Source organism: Lactobacillus sp. M0403 (genome assembly GCF_016101265.1).
In the GTDB taxonomy this organism is placed as follows: Bacteria; Bacillota; Bacilli; order Lactobacillales; family Lactobacillaceae; genus Lactobacillus; species Lactobacillus apis.
This window is the reverse complement of record NZ_JACFQV010000002.1, coordinates 220,149-237,176: the sequence shown is the minus strand read 5'-3', so window position 1 is coordinate 237,176 and position 17,028 is coordinate 220,149. Positions and strand designations below refer to the sequence as shown.

Here is a 17,028-nt window from a genome sequence, read left to right as displayed (position 1 = left end):
CCTTAATTCATTTAAAGAGAGTACAGGAGTTGAACCCATTCATCAAATAAAAATCAGTAAAAGAAATTACTTTTACTGATTTTTTAAACTAAGCCTTTAAATATCCCTGTTTTTACTAAAAATAAATACTGTAAACCTACTCCGATTATTGCAGCAAGACAACCAAAGAGATTAACCATCAACTGATTGATCGAAGCATTTGTAAGCAAACAAATTTCAATCCAGGGAGCTGTTACTATCAAGTAACCACGTGCTCCTGTCATTAATAAAGAACACCACTTAAAGCTTTTACTAATTTCGTTTTTGCTAATTCTGTAACGTAGAAACTTTTGAAATAACCAAGTACCTATAAGCACTATGACTGTTGTAAAACCAAACTGCCAGACTTTATAACTAGTTACGTTGATACTGTAATATGAATAATAATTCAGGCAAACCACATAGCCACATACAATATCCAAAAAATAAAAGCGATCAGCATAACTCTTTTTAGCAGCTTCACTGATATAGTTGCCTAAATTTTTTGCCGTTTGTCTTCTTGACTCCTTCTGTTTGTCGATAACTTTATTCCTTACTAAATAGTGGTACTGTAGTGCTATTCCGCCAAATCCGGTAATTAAACCGATGATTAACGAAAAAAACATGCTAGCACTCGAATTCATAGAAATATCAAAAAAAGTCAAAGGAGCATTAACAACTACAAAACTTCGAATTCCTGTTGAAAGCAAGCTAGCATTTACCCAAAAAGACGTCATTTTACCAGAAGCTATTTTATGCTTTAAAAAGTTCTGAAAACGAACCAAACTAATAGCTGCTACGAGTGTCGCAAGAATAAATAGCCAGCCAACTTCAAAGATATCAGTAGGCAATAGAATCAAGAAAAGATAGGTAAGTCCATATATAACCAAATCTCCCATGTGGTTAGTAGAATTGTCTGCAAGCGCAAAAGCATGTTCATGATGTGCAATATCACGTAAAGCTTCACTAACAGTTTCATGCTTGTTTGTTTTATTATTCAATTTCTATCTCCTTTTGTTCAGTATTTTATTCTATACAGTTAATTCTAATTTTTCCTTCATTAATGTCAAGTAAACACTATTATCCTTAAAAGTCTCCTATATATTACGTCAAAAGAAAAACCAAGTAGTTTATTATCTACTTGGTTCTATTCATTTACTCTTTGGCAGTAAAATTTGCCCAAGAGTCAAAAGCACTTCTATTGTCTTCTTAATTTGTCTAAACTTGCGATCTAACCAAATTGAACTCTTTCATTATATTTGCAAAATCATTTAGAACTAGCCCTGCAGTTTAACCAAACTGAAAATCACAGCTACTGCAATCATGCTAATGATTATCGTTTTTAAAATTGTCTTTACTCTCAAATCTATTTTCATTTTTATTGTTGTATTCCCTTTTTGCTTTTGAAATCGATAAACTTTATTCATTACTATTAATACTCCAATCCCATTTTTATACTATTATTTGCCTGACTTAAGTTGGTTATATAGCTTCCTAATTTTTCTATGGACTATTGTTAGTTCCTTCTCTAGTCGTTTTACTTCTTCTAAGTAGTCTTTTCTTACTTCAACTACATCTTTATTACTTTGAGTATTTTTCTTATCTCCTGCACTAAGCATTTTTGTAAATGTCAGAAATGTCTTGCCAGCTTCTTTACTAAAATTACTATTGTAAGACTTCAATTCTCCGGATATTTCCTCGGTTGTTGCCATGATTGCAGAATTGTAGTTATCAAGATAATCTTTTGACTCATCAAAGAATTTTTCTGACTGCTCAAAAAAGACTGCAAGAACTTTTTTATCTAACGGCTTATCTGATTTTTGCATTAGTTGATTTAATAGAACTATATAGCGTGTGAATCTTAATGACAATTTTTTAGAGGAATTAAACAAACCGCGCAAAGCTAGCATGTCCTTTTGCCGTTCACTTGATTTTAATTGATATTGCGTATTCACGTAAGAAAAGATAATTGTGATAATACTTCCAATATAAGACCCTAAGAATCCCAACCAGTCACCTATACTAGTTTTATCACCAACAAATAAAAAGATAACTAGTGGTATAGCAATTGAAAAAAAGATTGCAATGATTACCACTTGGTTTTTCTTAATAAACTTCTTCATTCTATCCCCCACTATCAAATGTTTTCTTATGAAATTATATTACTAAATAGAATACACAACAAAAGTTTTTTGAAACTATCCAATTTAGTTACAAGGTATTTATTTCTTAAGTTTTGTTCAAGGCTATGTACCTAGTTGGAACTAACACTATTAAGCTGATAAAATACAATCGGTATTTATCTGAAAGTAGGGTTGTAATTTGGATATTTATATTTGGCTTGCCAGCTTATCCGCTTTAATTCTGCTGTTACTTATTTTCAATGTTAGAAATTCACGGCGCTTTAACCTGTTAGATCACTGGCTTCATCACAAATTGGTCAGACAGCGTGACGGAATTAGTTGGCAAATCGTTGCTTTCATTAATGATCCTAAATTATTAGTGGTTTGGGATGTATTCCTTGCTAGCTTTTTAATGAGTAAAAATGAAACTTTATTAGCATTCTGGGCTTTATTTACGCTTGGCTTTACCGACTTTGTCGGCATTGTTTTAAAAAAATGGATGCACCGAAAAAGACCAATCATGCATTCTAGCTTAGAAGACGGTTATAGTTTCCCTAGCGGGCACGTTTTAGGAACGACAATCATGGCTTTAATAGTTTGGCGACTTTTTGCAGATACATTAGGTAGCAAATTATTATTGATTCTTATTTTAATTTGGATGATGGTTGTAATTTCTCGTATTAGTTTAAAAGCCCACTTTCCTTCTGATATTCTAGGGGCAACTTCTCTGGCTGTTTTTTGTTTTAGCATTTGTCAACAATTTCTATTATTAGTAATTTAAGTTTGTAAAAAAATACCGCAGTCATTACAACAATACTGCGGTATTTTTATTATTCTTTTTTAAAATTAAAGATATCTAAGTAGCTTACCAACTATAAAGATAATTAAGAACAATTTTTTGAAATATCATAAGAAATAAATAATCTTCCTGACAAAAAGCCCTAGTTTATCATAATTAGGGCTATTACTATGCTGTTATTTTATGTGCAATTACAAAATTGGTAAGCAGCTATTAGGACTTTATAGATCATCAAAGCCAACCATCAGACTTCCTTCTTCAGCATAGAATGCACACAAACCACGCATTGGACGAATGACTATTTCTGCTTTGGGATATAGAGCAAGAATTTTTTCTTTAAGACTATTGGCATCTTTTTCGTTATTGCACTGGTCAATAATGACAGGTCCACCTTTGTATTTCCGTTCATCCATTAACTTCAAAAGCTCTTTAAAAGCTCGTTTCATTCCTCGCACTTTTGAAATTGGTTCTAGCTTACCTTCTTCACTTGCAGTGCCGACAACATCAATATTCAACATTTTTGCCATCTTAGCTACAGCAATGTTGACACGACCGTTTAAGGCCAAATTGTGTAATGATTGCAAAATAACCAATAAGTGAGTATGGGTTTTATACTCTGAAATTTTTTGATCAATATCTACAAAACGAACTGATTTATCTTCTACTAAGCGTTTAATTTCACGTTGAATAACCGATATTTCTGGACCCGCAGTTCTTGAGTCAACAACAATTACCTTACTACCCGGATTGTCCTTTTCATAAATTTGTTTTGCCTGATAGGCGGATGAGAAACTGCCGCTAAGTCCACTAGTAATAGTTAGCATAACCGCTCTTTTACTTCCTTCAAGGGCTTTTAGCCATTCATCAATACTTGGACAAGAGGTTCTGCCTTCCTCAGTGTTTTCTTCCATACTAGTAAGAAATTCTTCCATGTTAAGGTCCTCATTATCAAGAAAATCCTTACCCGCTATAGTAACGGTCAATGGTACAACGGTTAAATTCTCACTAGCTTTTTCATTGGCACCAGAATCGATTATTAATTTTACTTCTTCCATAATAAACACCTTGTATAGAAAATAAACTGATTTTTTTAAAAAATGTATAGCTAAATAATAATTCAATTGAATTAAAAAAGCGACTAATTATTTTTTAAATTTTTTTAATGCTAGAAATCGTTTACAAATGTTTACATAATCACAAACTTAGGCTAAAATTTGTCATGTAGAGATGGAGCCTTTTGCTCCTCTTAATGTATGTACCTACTTGGTACAGCATGTATTATTTAGGAGGTTTTTAGATGTTAAAATCAGTCATTGAAAATGTTCATGCACTGGAAATCTATGATTCACGTGGTAACCCAACTGTAGAGGCTTTTGTTACCCTTTCAAACGGTGTCGTAGGTAAAGCTGAAGTTCCATCAGGTGCTTCAACTGGTGAAAATGAGGCTGTTGAATTACGTGACGGTGGCGATCGCGTTGGTGGTAAAGGTGTTTCTAAAGCAGTTAACAATGTTAACACTAAGATTGCTGATGCTTTGAAAGGCTTAGACCCTCATGACCAAGCTAACATTGACCGTGTAATGATCGAATTAGACGGTACACCAAACAAGGCTGAACTTGGTGCTAACGCAATTTTGGGTGTGTCAATGGCTACAGCTGACGCTGCTGCTAAAGACAGCAACCAACCTTTGTACAGATACCTTGGCGGTACTGACCTTGAAATGCCACAAACTTTCCACAACGTTATTAACGGTGGTGAGCACGCTGACAACGGTATTGACGTTCAAGAATTCATGATCACTCCAGTTAAGAAGACTTCTTTCCGTGATGGTTTTGAAAAGATCGTTAACACTTACCATACTTTGAAGAAAGTTCTTGAAGATATGGGTTACGAAACTGGCCTTGGTGATGAAGGTGGTTTCGCTCCTAACATGAAGAACTCTGAAGAAGCTTTACAAGCTTTACACGAAGCTATCATTAAAGCTGGTTACAAGCCTGGCGAAGATATTGCTATTGCTTGTGACTGTGCTGCTTCATACTTCTACAACAAAGAAGATGGCAAGTACCACTTTGAAGGCAAAGTATTCGATGATGATCAATTAGCTGAATACTACGACAAGTTACTTGATGAATTCCCAGAATTAATTTCTATCGAAGACCCATACGACGAAAACGACGTTGAAGGTATGATCAAGTTCACTCAAAGCCACAGAGACAGAATTCAAATTGTTTTAGATGACTTTATTTGTACTAACCCTAAGCTTTTAACTAAAGCTATCAAGGAAGGTGCTGGTAACGCATCATTGATCAAGTTGAACCAAATCGGTACTGTTACTGAAACTTTGGAAACTATTCGTCTTTCACGTAAGAATGGTTACAACACTATGATTTCTCACCGTTCAGGTGAAACTGGTGACACATTCATCGCTGACTTCGCTGTTGCTATCAACGGTGGACAATTGAAGACTGGTGCCCCAGCTCGTTCAGAACGTGTTGAAAAGTACAACCGTTTACTTGAAATCGAAGAAGAACTTGGTGAAGGCGAGCGTTTAGCTACTTTCCCAGACAGCGTTGACAAAGACTAATTTGTTAACCTGAAAAAGCCTGCAGCAATGCAGGCTTTTTGTATGCAGATAAAATTCACTTCTCAGTTATGTATAATGTAGGTAAAAAACTGATATGAGCTAACCCTTTAGCTAGAAAAAAAGCCCCTTTTATGCTAATTTAGATAAGTATTTAAAAACTAAGGAAGGATAAATTATGTCTGAAAATATTAAAGGTTTAACTCAAGCCAAAGCAGATGAACTCCTTACTAAAAATGGTTTAAATGAAGTCCCCGAACCTCAATTCAACTTTTTCAAGGAATTTTTATCAAAATTATGGAATTTATCGGCATGGATTTTGGAAGCAGCTTTGTTACTCGAATTCTATTTGGGTAAAAAGCTTCAAGCACTTTTTGTCTTGCTCATGCTATTATTTGCGGCTTGGAACGGAGCATCTAAAAAGAAACAGTCAAGGCGAGTTTTAAATAATATCTCGCATAAATTAACTCCAACTGTTTCCGTAATGCGCGATGATAAATGGAAAAATATTGATTCAAAGTACCTTGTACCTGGTGATTTAGTTAGTATTCAAACTGGAGACGTTCTTGCGGCTGACGTCAGAATAATCGATGGCCAGATTTCTACAGATGAAAGCTCAATTACAGGTGAAGCAAAAACTGTTAGAAAGCAGGTAAAAGACACTGCTTATGCTGGAACCACGATTGTAGAAGGTAGCGGCTTGGCAACGGTAACTGCAACTGGTGCTAATTCCCGCTCAGGCAAGACCGTTAATCTAATTAACAACTCTGCTGCTCCGGGACACTTACAACAGCTCTTAACCAAAATTATTTATTATTTATGTATTTTAGATGGTATCTTAACCCTAGTAATAGTCATTGCTTCCTTCTTTAAAGGTGGAGATTTAGACAATTTAATAAAAATGTTGCCTTTCTTGGCAATGATGTTTATTGCCTCTATTCCGGTTGCAATGCCCTCAACCTTTGCCCTTTCGAACTCATTTGAAGCAACTCGACTAAGTAAGGAAGGTGTCTTGACAGCTGATTTAACTGGTATTCAAGATGCTGCCAACTTAAATCTAATTTTACTTGATAAAACTGGAACTATTACTGAAAACAAGACTGCAGTTGCCAATTGGACCAATTTTAGTCAGATGACTGATAGCGAAGTTCTAGAACTAGCTGCTGCTGCAACTGACCAACGTAATAAAAAAATCATTGATTCTGCAATCGATGATTACGTTTCTAGTCTTGGCCTAAAGGTTAAAGCACCTGATGACTTTACACCGTTTACTTCAAGTACTGGTTATTCAATGGCTAATATTGATGGACATAATGTCAAATTAGGTTCTTTTAAGCAGCTGTCACTTATTGATGTATCCGCTACTGATAAAGTTAAGGACATTGATTTTGGTGCAGGACGTTCAGTTGCCTTACTAATTGATGACAAGTTAGCTGGTGTCTTTATTTTACAAGACAAAGTTCGCTCCGATTCAAAAGCAGCTTTGGCTGAACTTAAAAAACGTGGTGTTATGCCTATTATGTTAACTGGTGACAACCAAAAAACTGCTGAGGCGGTTGCTAAAGAAGTTGGCTTAGAAGGCGAAGTAATTTCAATTCATGATTTTACTGATCAAACTGATACCAGCAAGTTAGCCGGAATTGCAGACGTTTTACCAGAAGATAAGCTAAAAATGGTTAAGTTTTTCCAGCAAAAAGGCTATATTGTCGGAATGACTGGCGATGGGGTAAACGACTCACCTGCCCTTAGACAAGCCGAAGTCGGAATTGCTGTTTCCAATGCGGCCGACGTTGCAAAACGCTCAGGTAAAATGGTTCTTTTAACGGATGGACTAACTTCAATCGTTAAAATTCTCGATGCGGGACATCGCGTATACCAACGAATGACTACTTGGTCCCTTACCAAGCTCGCAAGAACAGCTGAACTGACCATGTTACTAACTTTTGGCTACCTCTTCTTTGGTTACATTCCAATGGCTCTAAACGCAATGGTTATTTATACTATTATGAATAATATGGTAACGATGATGATTGGTACTGACCGGACTCATATTACCTACAAACCAGAAAATTGGAATATGGCTAGATTAGCAAAAATTGCTTTTTCACTAGCTTCTGGCTGGACTGTAATTGGTATTCTGGCAGTTGCCTATCTAAATACTCATGGTTGGAGTCATGGGACGATTTCAACTATGGTTTACGTATATCTTGTTTTAAGTGCAATGTTCCTTATCCTAATTACAAGAACAAAACGTTACTTTTGGCAAGATTACCCTTCCAAAGCTGTCGGTTTAACTCAGCTAGGTGACATCATCCTAACAGTCATTTTAGCAATCTTGGGGATTGCAATGGATAAGATTAGTTGGACTAATCTGGCAATTACATTTTGGGTGGCACTAGTAGCTGCAATTGTCATTGACCTCTTTTATCAGCCAATAATGAAGAATAGGTAAAAGTAAGCAAAGTTAAATACATATTTTTAAACGCATCAAGTTAATTTGGTGCGTTTTTATTTTTAAATAAAAAAACTCCCAAATACTTGAGAGTCTTCTATCAAAACTAATTATTTACTTTTTCAATTCATAGACGTATGAGGTTTCATTTGGCCGGTAAACCCCATGAAGGAGACCAACTTTGGTGAAACCCATTTTATCTATTAAATGTTGCATTGCCTTATTATCTTCGTGTGTGTCTATTCTGACGGAATCAATTTCGTCACGATTGTCCTTAATGTCATTAATTACAGCTTGCAGAAGTTGAGTAGCGTAGCCTTTTCCAGCATGGTTCGATTTAATTGCAACACGATGAATTACTACGTAGTTATCAGTATCACATATCCACTTGCCATCTAAATGGTCATAAACATGATCTGGACCATCAACAATTGCAATAGCACCAACTGTCTCATGATCATCAGATTCAGCTAAAAAAGCCCAACCGTGTTCAATATCTTCTTCAATTTGGCCTTTTGAAGGGTAGTCACCTTGCCATTGATTGACTCCACGTTCGGCTAACTGGTTAGCACCGTCTTTTAAAATAGTGATAATTTGGTCAAAATCGGCCATTGTTGCTTTTCTTAATTGCAAATTACTCTATCCCCTTTTTTGAAATACCGTACCATTATATCCACTCAAGTCTCACTTGTAAAAAAAATTGAACACTTTTTTTGGAACTTAAAATGATTTTCATTTAGGAATTATTTTTGCTGGCTAATTCTTTTTTTAACAACATTTTGACAATCCAAATTAAATGAAAAGATCATGGCATTTTCCTTGCTAGCACTTTTTCATTCAGACATATTTAGTATAGTTTGCTTTTTCACTGATGTTAAAAATCTTGCTCTAAAAAGAGTACAAAAAAAGATTGTACTTATGAAAGTGCAATCTTTTTATTTTTTAAGCACCGTGATATTGAACTAATGAAAAGACATCCAAATCAGGTAACTTTTCTCTACCATGCAAATCAGGTAATTCAATATAGAAAGCAGCGCCAACTAGTTCAGCTCCTAGGTTTTCAATTAACTGCTTGCAAGCAGTTAGTGTTCCTGCAGTCGCTAGTAAGTCGTCACAAATTACCACTTTTTGCCCTGGCTTAAGGGCATCTTTATGCATCTCTAAACTATTTGAACCGTATTCCAAATCATAAGAAGCACGTTCAACATCCCTAGGTAATTTATGCGGCTTTCTGGCTGGAACAAAGCCAATACCTAATTCAGTTGCAACAGGACAACCAACGATAAATCCTCGCGCCTCAGGGCCAACAATAACGTCAGCACCCTTATTTTTAGCATACTCAGCCAACTTATGAGTGGCCTCTCGAAATAATTTTCCATCTTGTAAAATCGGGGTAATGTCGCGAAATACAATACCTTCATTAGGGAAATTATTAACACTTGCAATGTGTTCTTTAAAATCGTTTGCCAAAAGAAGAAAAACCTCCAAAAATACAATCTTATAACTTAAGCTGTTTTACTTACTCATTCTACCATTTTTTGCACATTTGCGCATCTGTCTTAATGCTGTTTTAATTGCTTATTCACGTACATTAACAATTGACTGCTTGGCATCCGTCGAAGTTGCTTGATAAAACTTAGCTGTGAGCTAATACCATTGTAATATTTAGAAGCAGTCAAAGGCTTCTTAGCCGGATTTTTAACGCCTACAATTTTTCCTTGCTTCATTTCAACGAAATTTAGTTCAAAAAATACCCGAAGAATGAATAGAATACTATTATAGTCTAGGTTGAGAAATGGCCCTACCTGACGATAATCTTCTGCACTTAGTCCAGGATGGGAATAAACATAGCGTAAAACACTCTCAAATGCATTATTATCTGGAATATTCTTGACAGGTAGCTGATCCATTAAAAAGCGCAAGTACAGTTGCTCAAAGTTATTGCTAAGTGCAAAATCTAGCTCATTTTGATTGTGAGGAGCATCAAGTAAAACGACCACTTCTCCATCTTCATCATATTCACTGGCTAAAGTAATTTTGGTTTCATCCAGATCGAAATTATTCATTGCTGCAAACTTGTTTTTCTTATCGAATAACAGATAGCGGTCAGCAAAACCCATGACATATTTTTCTTGCCTTAAATCAACTACTGGAGCAGGAACAGCCAGTTTAGGCGCAGCGAAGATTATCCCTTCCATAATACCTTGCAACTTAACTTGATTACGATAAGTATTCTTGCCGAGTTGAATAAACATCTGATCAATGTACGGCAACAGAACTTTTGTTAGATATTTTTTGTTAAAGCCAACAACTTCAAGTTTATTGTTTCCCTTAGTTACCGTAACTTTAATATGATTTTTCTCTTTGCCCATAAAAAAGCAGCCACTAATTTGTGGTTGAGATATGCAGAAAATGGGTTGCGGATTATCCGTTCCAAATGGACCGACTTGATCGATTTTATCAATTAAATCAATCGTAAGTTCTTCAAAACGCAATTCCATATCATATGGCTTTACAATTTGCTCATGAACGCCATGATAGCTATCTTCAAATGCCTTTCTTAGCGCCTCAATTTTACTCTCTTCCATAGAAAGACCACAGGCAAAATCATGGCCACCAAACTTTAAGAATAGATCCTTTTTAAGCGGATCGAGAGCATTAAATAGGTTGAAACCTGCAATAGAGCGTCCAGATCCCTTAATAATTCCATCATCATTTTTAGTTAAAACGATTGTTGGTTTATGCACCTGCTCAGCAACCTTGTTTGCGACAAGGCCCAAAACGCCCTCATGGAATTCAGGATTATAAATTACTAGTGTTCCTTTGGATTGCCAGCCCTTTGCTTTAATTTGCTCCAAACAATTTTGATAAACCTCGACCGTAAGTTCTTTACGTTCATCGTTGAGCTTCTCAACTCGGTCTGCAATTTCTTGGGCTTCTTCTTCATCCTCACTTAGTAATAATTCTACAGCTAAGCTTGCATCAGCAAGTCTACCAACCGCATTAAGTCGTGGGGCAATATTGAAACCGATATCTGTTTCATTGATTTGTCCAAAATTTAAGCCAGAATTTTTAATTAAAGCACGTAATCCAGGGCGCTCTGTCTGATTCAGCTGCTGGAGTCCTCTTTTTACGATGATATGACCTTCACCAGAAACTTTTACCATATCACCAATTGTTCCAATCATTGCAAGTTCTAGTAGTTCTGGCATTGGGTCTTGCATTAATTGCCGACAGATTGTATAAGCTACACCGGCACCACAATAGTCGTCAAAGGGATAATCTTGCCCAGGAAAATCACAGTGAACTATTGCATAACTATCCGGTACATCTTCTTGAATTTTGTGGTGGTCAGTAATAATCGTATCGACCCCATGTGACTTAGCGTAAGCCACCTCTTCAACCCCTGTTATCCCATTATCTACAGTAATGATTAAATTGGTTCCGTCCGCAACGATTTTTTCATAAGCTGCCATATTGGGACCATAACCATCACGGAAACGATTTGGAATGAAAAAATGAACGTCTGCACCTAAGATAGCCAGGGTTTCCATCATAATACTGGTTGCGGTAATGCCATCTGCATCGTAGTCACCATAGATTGTTATTTTCTCACCGTTGTCAATTGCATCATTGATTCTTGCAACTGCTTTATCCAAGTCGTGCATTAAGCTGGGATCTGCTAAATCTTCTTCTGTTGCATTAAACCAAAAATTCAGTTTTTCATCAGTGTTAATACCACGCAAAGAAAATAATTTTGCCTCAGTATTGCCAAGTTGGTATTTTTCAACTAGTTCAGGAGCTAGCTCTTCTCCTGTGCGCTGTTTCCAATCTATCATTAAATTAATTAAGCCTTTTTTCTATTTACATTTATCTTTATCTGCTTGATAAAAAATACCAGATTAAAACTGCGACACCATTATCTGATTATATTCTAAAAATACATAAGGATTAATATCCATCAGATAATAGAGTCGCAGCCTTGCTTATTTTGTTAAACAATTTATTATTTAGAGTTTAAATCGTCATCATTCATTCGTAAGACAGCCATGAAAGCATCTTGTGGTACCTCTACACGACCAACGGCTTTCATTCGTTTCTTGCCACGTTTTTGCTTATCTAATAACTTAGCACGACGGTCTGGGTCACCCGTGTGAATTTTCCAGGTAACGTCTTTTCGATAAGGCTTAATTGTAGCACGTGAAATGATTTTTGCACCAATTGCTCCTTGAATATCAACTTCAAAGTTTTGACGCGGAATTAACTTCTTAAGCATAGAGGTCATTTGACGTGCACGATCTTGTGCCTCATCCCTATGCGCAATAAAACTCAATGCATCAATTACCTGCTTATTAAGCAAAATATCTATTTTAACTAAATCAGTTGCACGATATCCCGTAATTTCATAATCAAGTGAAGCATAACCTTTAGTCGAAGACTTCAAATCATCAAAGAAGTCATAGATTATTTCAGCAAGTGGCATATTGTAAATCACATTGACACGGTATTTATCAAGATAATCCATTGTGACAAATTCACCGCGCTTACGTTGACAAAGTTCCATTACTGGTCCGACAAAATCGTTTGGAACCATTACTTCTGCCTTAACATAAGGTTCTTGAACTTCCTTATATTCTCCTGCTGATGGTAAATCGGCTGGATTATCAATTACTTTGGTTGAACCATCATTCATAATTGCATGATAATCAACCGAAGGCGCGGTCATAATTAAATCCAAATCAAATTCTTGTTCTAACCGTTCTTGAACCACATCCATGTGTAGTAAGCCTAGAAAACCACATCTAAATCCAAATCCCAAAGCAGTTGAAGTTTCTGGTTCAAATTCCAATGCAGCATCATTTAACTGCAGCTTTTGGAGAGCTTCTTTTAAGTCGTCATATTTAGCATTGTCAACTGGATACATACCAGAGTATACCATTGGTGGTATTTGACGATAGCCAGGAAGAGGTTCTGCAGTAGGGTGTTCAGCTGAAGTAATCGTATCACCCACTCGTGTCTCTCGAACAGATTTAATATTAGCCGTTAAGTAACCAACATCACCAGCAATCAATAAATCTTTTTTAACTGGATGAGGACTTGAGACACCAACTTCAGTAACTTCATACTCTTGGTCGGTATTCATAATCTTAATCTGATCGCCAGGTTTTACTGTTCCCTCTTCTATTCTAACGGAAAGAACTACGCCTCGATAATCATCATACTTTGAGTCAAAAATTAACGCTTTAAGAGGAGTCTCTAAATCACCTGACGGAGCAGGAATATCCTTTACGATCCGTTCGAGTAATTCGTCAATTCCCTGTCCAGTCTTACCAGAAACCTCGGCAGCGTCCGAAGCGTCTAGACCTAGCATTTCAGTGATCTCTTCCTTAGCCTGCTCTGGATTTGCGGAAGGTAAGTCAATTTTATTGATTACTGGCAAAATTTCTAAATCATCATCAATTGCTAAATATGTATTAGCTAAAGTCTGTGCTTGAACACCCTGAGAAGCATCTACAACCAACAGTGCTCCTTCACAGGCGGCCAAAGAACGCGAAACCTCATAAGAGAAATCGACGTGACCTGGTGTATCAATTAAGTGGAAAATATAGTCTTCACCATTTTTTGCATGATACTTAATTTCTACAGAGTTCATTTTGATGGTAATACCACGTTGCCGCTCAAGTGGCATGTCATCCAGCATTTGATTTTTTAATTGTCGCTCTGAAACTGTATCAGTTAGCTCTAAAATTCGATCAGCAATTGTTGATTTTCCGTGATCAATATGTGCCACAATAGAAAAATTGCGAATGTGTTCTTGATAATCTTGTAATTTTTTAATATCCATAAATTGCACCCTTTACTCTATCTTTCCTATTATAGCAAATTCGCTAAAAGGGATAAAACTTTTAATTGTCATCTCAGCTAATCTTTTAATCCCGCTTAAACAAAAAAGCAACAAGTTATTAAACTCATTGCTTTGATAGTTTATTGTAATTTATCTTTTAAACGTTCAAAGAAACCCTTCTCCTGTGGGGTAATTGATCCTCCACCGGCTTTGACAAATTCAACCAGTGCTTCTCTTTGCTTTTCATTAATTGACTTAGGAATCTGAACCTGAACCGTGGTTACTTGGTCACCATTACCGTTACCACGTAAGTATGGTACACCTTCACCATGTAAAGTGAACTTCTTATTTGGCTGAGTACCAGCAGGAATCTTCAACTTCTTTTCACCATGAACGGTTTTAACATTGATTTCATCACCCAAAGTAGCTTGTGCAAATGAAATCGGTACTGTTGTATAAATTGTGTTACCACTACGTTCAAATTCTTTTGAAGGCTTAATTCGATAACTGATGTATAGGTCCCCGTAAGGTCCACCATTTTTACCAGCTTCACCTTGACCTTCATAGCGCAATTGTTGGCCATTATCAATACCTGCAGGAATATTAACTTCAATCGTATTCTTGCCATCAACAACACCATTACCATGACATGTCTGACATGGATGCTCAATAATTACACCACGGCCATGACACTTGTCACATGTCGTTTGTCTTCGTACAACACCAACTAAAGACTGTTGCGTAATGGTCATATAACCAGTTCCTTGACACTTGTCACATGTTGTTGGATGTGTTCCTTTTTCAGCGCCACTACCCTGACAAGTTGAACAGGTTTCGCTACGAGTATATGAAACCTGAGTCTTCTTACCAGTAATTGCATCCATAAAATCAATGGTTAAAGTATAATCTAAATCTTCGCCCCTAGTAGGTGCAGTTGGATCAACATGTTGCTGACGCGCACCATTACCAAAGATATCACCGAAAATATCGCTAAAGTCACCAAAACCACTGAAGTCACCATAGCCCTGACCTGCTCCACCGCCAAAGCCACCCTGACCATTTACACCAGCAGAACCAAATTGGTCATACTGTGCACGCTTTTGTTGGTCATGAAGAACTTCATAAGCTTCATTAATTTTCTTATACTTTTCTTCAGCACCTGGCTCATGGTTTATATCAGGGTGATACTTTTTAGCTAATTTACGGTAAGCAGAGTTGATTTCTTTATCACTGGCATCACGACTAACACCTAGCACGTCATAATAATCTTCTTGTGCCATCTAAAAGCTCCTTACTTTACAAAAGAAAAGAACTACTATTGCGGCAGTTCTTTTCTAATTTATTTAATTATAAACCCTTTACTTGTCTGGGTCTACTTTATGAAATTCACCTTCGTCAGCAGAACCACCTGTTGAATTGCCATCTTGTGAACCAGGGTTTTGAGGACCAGCTTGGCCTTCAGCACCTTGAGCACCACCATTAGCTTGGTAAAGCTTAACAGCCAAGTCTTGAGCAACCTTAGATAATTCATCCTTCTTGGTCTTCATTTCGTCCAAGTTGTTATCTTTTTGAGCCTTCTTTAAAGCTTCAAGAGCATCTTTGACTTTCTTAGTATCTTCTTCAGATACTTTATCCTTAACATCTTCCAAAGTCTTTTCAGTTGAGAAGATTAATTGGTCAACTTCATTACGAAGATCAACTTCTTCTTTCTTCTTCTTGTCTTCTTCAGCATGCTCTTCAGCTTCTTTTTGCATCTTTTGAATTTCTTCATCAGACAAACCAGATGAACTCTTGATAGTAATCTTTTGTTCCTTACCGGTACCCATATCCTTAGCAGATACGTTAACGATACCGTTCTTGTCGATGTCAAAAGTAACTTGAATTTGAGGAACACCACGAGGAGCAGCAGGAATATCTGTTAATTCAAAACGACCTAATGTCTTGTCATCTGCAGCCATTGGACGTTCACCTTGTAAAACATGAACATCTACTGCTGGCTGATTATCAGCAGCTGTTGAGAAGATTTGACTCTTTGAAGTTGGGATAGTTGTGTTCTTTTCGATTAACTTAGTGAAGACACCACCCATGGTTTCAATACCAAGTGAAAGTGGAGTAACATCAAGTAAAACAACATCCTTAACATCACCTGAAATGACACCACCTTGAATTGCGGCACCTAAGGCAACAGCTTCATCAGGGTTAATTGAGTGGTCAGGGTCTTTGCCAGCCCATCTCTTTACAGCTTCTTGAACAGCTGGAATACGAGTTGAACCACCATTTAAGATAACTTTGTCAATGTCATTTACAGTTAAATCTGCATCCTTTAAGGCATTATCAAATGGAATCTTTGTACGGTCAACCAAATCAGCAGTTAATTCGTCAAATTTAGCACGAGTTAAGTCTGTTTCAAGGTGAAGTGGACCTGATTCACCTGCTGAAATGAATGGAAGTGAGATATGAGTTGAAGATACACCAGATAAGTCCTTCTTAGCTTTTTCAGCAGCATCCTTTAGACGTTGTAGAGCCATCTTATCTTTAGAAAGATCAACACCATTTTCATCCTTGAAGTTTTGAACTAGCCAATCGATAATCTTGTTATCAAAGTCGTCACCACCAAGGTTAGTATCACCGTTTGTTGACAATACTTGGAAGACGCCATCACCTAATTGCAAAACTGAAACATCGAAAGTACCACCACCAAGGTCGTATACTAAAACTTTTTCATCTTCTGCATCTTTATCAAGCCCATAAGCAAGTGAAGAAGCAGTAGGTTCGTTGATGATTCTCTTAACATCTAAACCAGCAATCTTACCAGCATCCTTAGTTGCTTGACGTTGTGCATCATTGAAGTATGCAGGAACTGTAATAACAGCTTCAGTAACCTTTTCACCTAAGTAGTCTTCAGAAAACTTCTTAATGTATTGCAAAATCATTGCTGAAATTTCTTGAGGAGTATAAGCTTTATCACCAATTTTAACTTTGTAGTCAGCTTCACCCATGTGGCGCTTAATTGATGAAATTGTGTTTGGGTTGGTAATTGCTTGTCTCTTAGCAACTTCACCAACTTGAATTTCACCATCTTTAAAAGCAACAACAGATGGTGTAGTACGGTTACCTTCTGGGTTAGTAATAATCTTAGGTTCTTTTCCTTCAAGAACTGCAACTGCTGAGTTAGTAGTTCCTAAGTCAATACCGATAACTTTTGACATT

Annotated in this window: 12 protein-coding genes; 3 read left to right on the top strand and 9 right to left on the bottom strand. The window is 36.6% G+C overall.

Translation table 11 applies throughout. The features are described 5' to 3' along the window. Positions 1-83 precede the first annotated feature (83 nt). Positions 84-1,019: a hypothetical protein gene (locus H3T48_RS03645; protein ID WP_198188572.1), complete on the bottom strand. Its 936-nt coding sequence runs from the start codon at positions 1,017-1,019 to the stop codon at positions 84-86. Between the two features lie 459 nt (positions 1,020-1,478). Then, positions 1,479-2,141: a hypothetical protein gene (locus H3T48_RS03640; protein WP_198188570.1), complete on the bottom strand. Its 663-nt coding sequence runs from the start codon at positions 2,139-2,141 to the stop codon at positions 1,479-1,481. 199 nt (positions 2,142-2,340) lie between these two features. Here H3T48_RS03640 and H3T48_RS03635 point away from each other — a divergent pair, with 199 nt between their 5' ends. Further along, complete coding sequence (locus tag H3T48_RS03635; RefSeq protein WP_046307014.1) at positions 2,341-2,922, top strand: phosphatase PAP2 family protein; 582 nt, start codon at positions 2,341-2,343, stop codon at positions 2,920-2,922. Between the two features lie 239 nt (positions 2,923-3,161). Here H3T48_RS03635 and H3T48_RS03630 read toward each other — a convergent pair whose 3' ends face one another. Further along, positions 3,162-3,995, bottom strand: a complete 834-nt coding sequence (locus H3T48_RS03630) for a DegV family protein (protein ID WP_198188568.1) — start codon at positions 3,993-3,995, stop codon at positions 3,162-3,164. 242 nt (positions 3,996-4,237) lie between these two features. Between H3T48_RS03630 and eno the strand changes: the two genes are divergently transcribed. Both eno and H3T48_RS03620 read left to right on the top strand, forming a co-directional pair. Next, complete coding sequence (gene eno / locus H3T48_RS03625; protein ID WP_198188566.1) at positions 4,238-5,524, top strand: phosphopyruvate hydratase; 1,287 nt, start codon at positions 4,238-4,240, stop codon at positions 5,522-5,524. 175 nt (positions 5,525-5,699) lie between these two features. Next, positions 5,700-7,973 (top strand): HAD-IC family P-type ATPase, encoded by a 2,274-nt coding sequence (locus H3T48_RS03620; protein ID WP_198188564.1) that lies wholly within the window; start codon positions 5,700-5,702, stop codon positions 7,971-7,973. Positions 7,974-8,087: 114 nt separating this feature from the next. On the opposite strand, the gene H3T48_RS03615 is transcribed toward H3T48_RS03620, so the two are convergent. From H3T48_RS03615 to dnaK, 6 genes are all read right to left on the bottom strand, one after another. Beyond that, a complete protein-coding gene (locus tag H3T48_RS03615) occupies positions 8,088-8,606 on the bottom strand; it encodes an N-acetyltransferase (RefSeq protein WP_109715553.1) in 519 nt (172 codons plus the stop codon). 309 nt (positions 8,607-8,915) lie between these two features. Continuing rightward, positions 8,916-9,443, bottom strand: coding sequence for an adenine phosphoribosyltransferase (locus tag H3T48_RS03610; protein ID WP_198188562.1), 528 nt, complete (start codon positions 9,441-9,443; stop codon positions 8,916-8,918). An 89-nt stretch (positions 9,444-9,532) separates the two neighbouring features. Then, positions 9,533-11,809 carry a single-stranded-DNA-specific exonuclease RecJ gene (gene recJ, locus H3T48_RS03605; protein ID WP_198188674.1) on the bottom strand — a complete coding sequence of 759 codons (2,277 nt, stop codon included), beginning with the start codon at positions 11,807-11,809 and terminating at the stop codon, positions 9,533-9,535. A 170-nt stretch (positions 11,810-11,979) separates the two neighbouring features. After that, positions 11,980-13,818 (bottom strand): translation elongation factor 4, encoded by a 1,839-nt coding sequence (gene lepA, locus H3T48_RS03600; RefSeq protein WP_198188560.1) that lies wholly within the window; start codon positions 13,816-13,818, stop codon positions 11,980-11,982. Positions 13,819-13,958: 140 nt separating this feature from the next. Next, entirely contained in the window at positions 13,959-15,098 is a 1,140-nt protein-coding gene (gene dnaJ, locus H3T48_RS03595; protein ID WP_046307029.1) for a molecular chaperone DnaJ, read from the bottom strand. A gap of 78 nt (positions 15,099-15,176) precedes the next feature. After that, the gene (gene dnaK, locus H3T48_RS03590; protein WP_198188551.1) at positions 15,177-17,027 is read right to left on the bottom strand and encodes a molecular chaperone DnaK; all 1,851 of its coding nucleotides are present in this window, start codon (positions 17,025-17,027) and stop codon (positions 15,177-15,179) included. Position 17,028 lies beyond the last annotated feature (1 nt).

What these genes read in the sequence shown, in the direction of transcription:
- H3T48_RS03640 (WP_198188570.1), bottom strand. Translation starts at nt 2,141, where the DNA reads ATGAAGAAGTTTATTAAGAAAAACCAAGTGGTAATCATTGCAATCTTT.
- H3T48_RS03630 (WP_198188568.1), bottom strand. Translation starts at nt 3,995, where the DNA reads ATGGAAGAAGTAAAATTAATAATCGATTCTGGTGCCAATGAAAAAGCT.
- eno (WP_198188566.1), top strand. Translation starts at nt 4,238, where the DNA reads ATGTTAAAATCAGTCATTGAAAATGTTCATGCACTGGAAATCTATGAT.
- H3T48_RS03620 (WP_198188564.1), top strand. Translation starts at nt 5,700, where the DNA reads ATGTCTGAAAATATTAAAGGTTTAACTCAAGCCAAAGCAGATGAACTC.
- lepA (WP_198188560.1), bottom strand. Translation starts at nt 13,818, where the DNA reads ATGGATATTAAAAAATTACAAGATTATCAAGAACACATTCGCAATTTT.
- dnaJ (WP_046307029.1), bottom strand. Translation starts at nt 15,098, where the DNA reads ATGGCACAAGAAGATTATTATGACGTGCTAGGTGTTAGTCGTGATGCC.
- dnaK (WP_198188551.1), bottom strand. Translation starts at nt 17,027, where the DNA reads ATGTCAAAAGTTATCGGTATTGACTTAGGAACTACTAACTCAGCAGTT.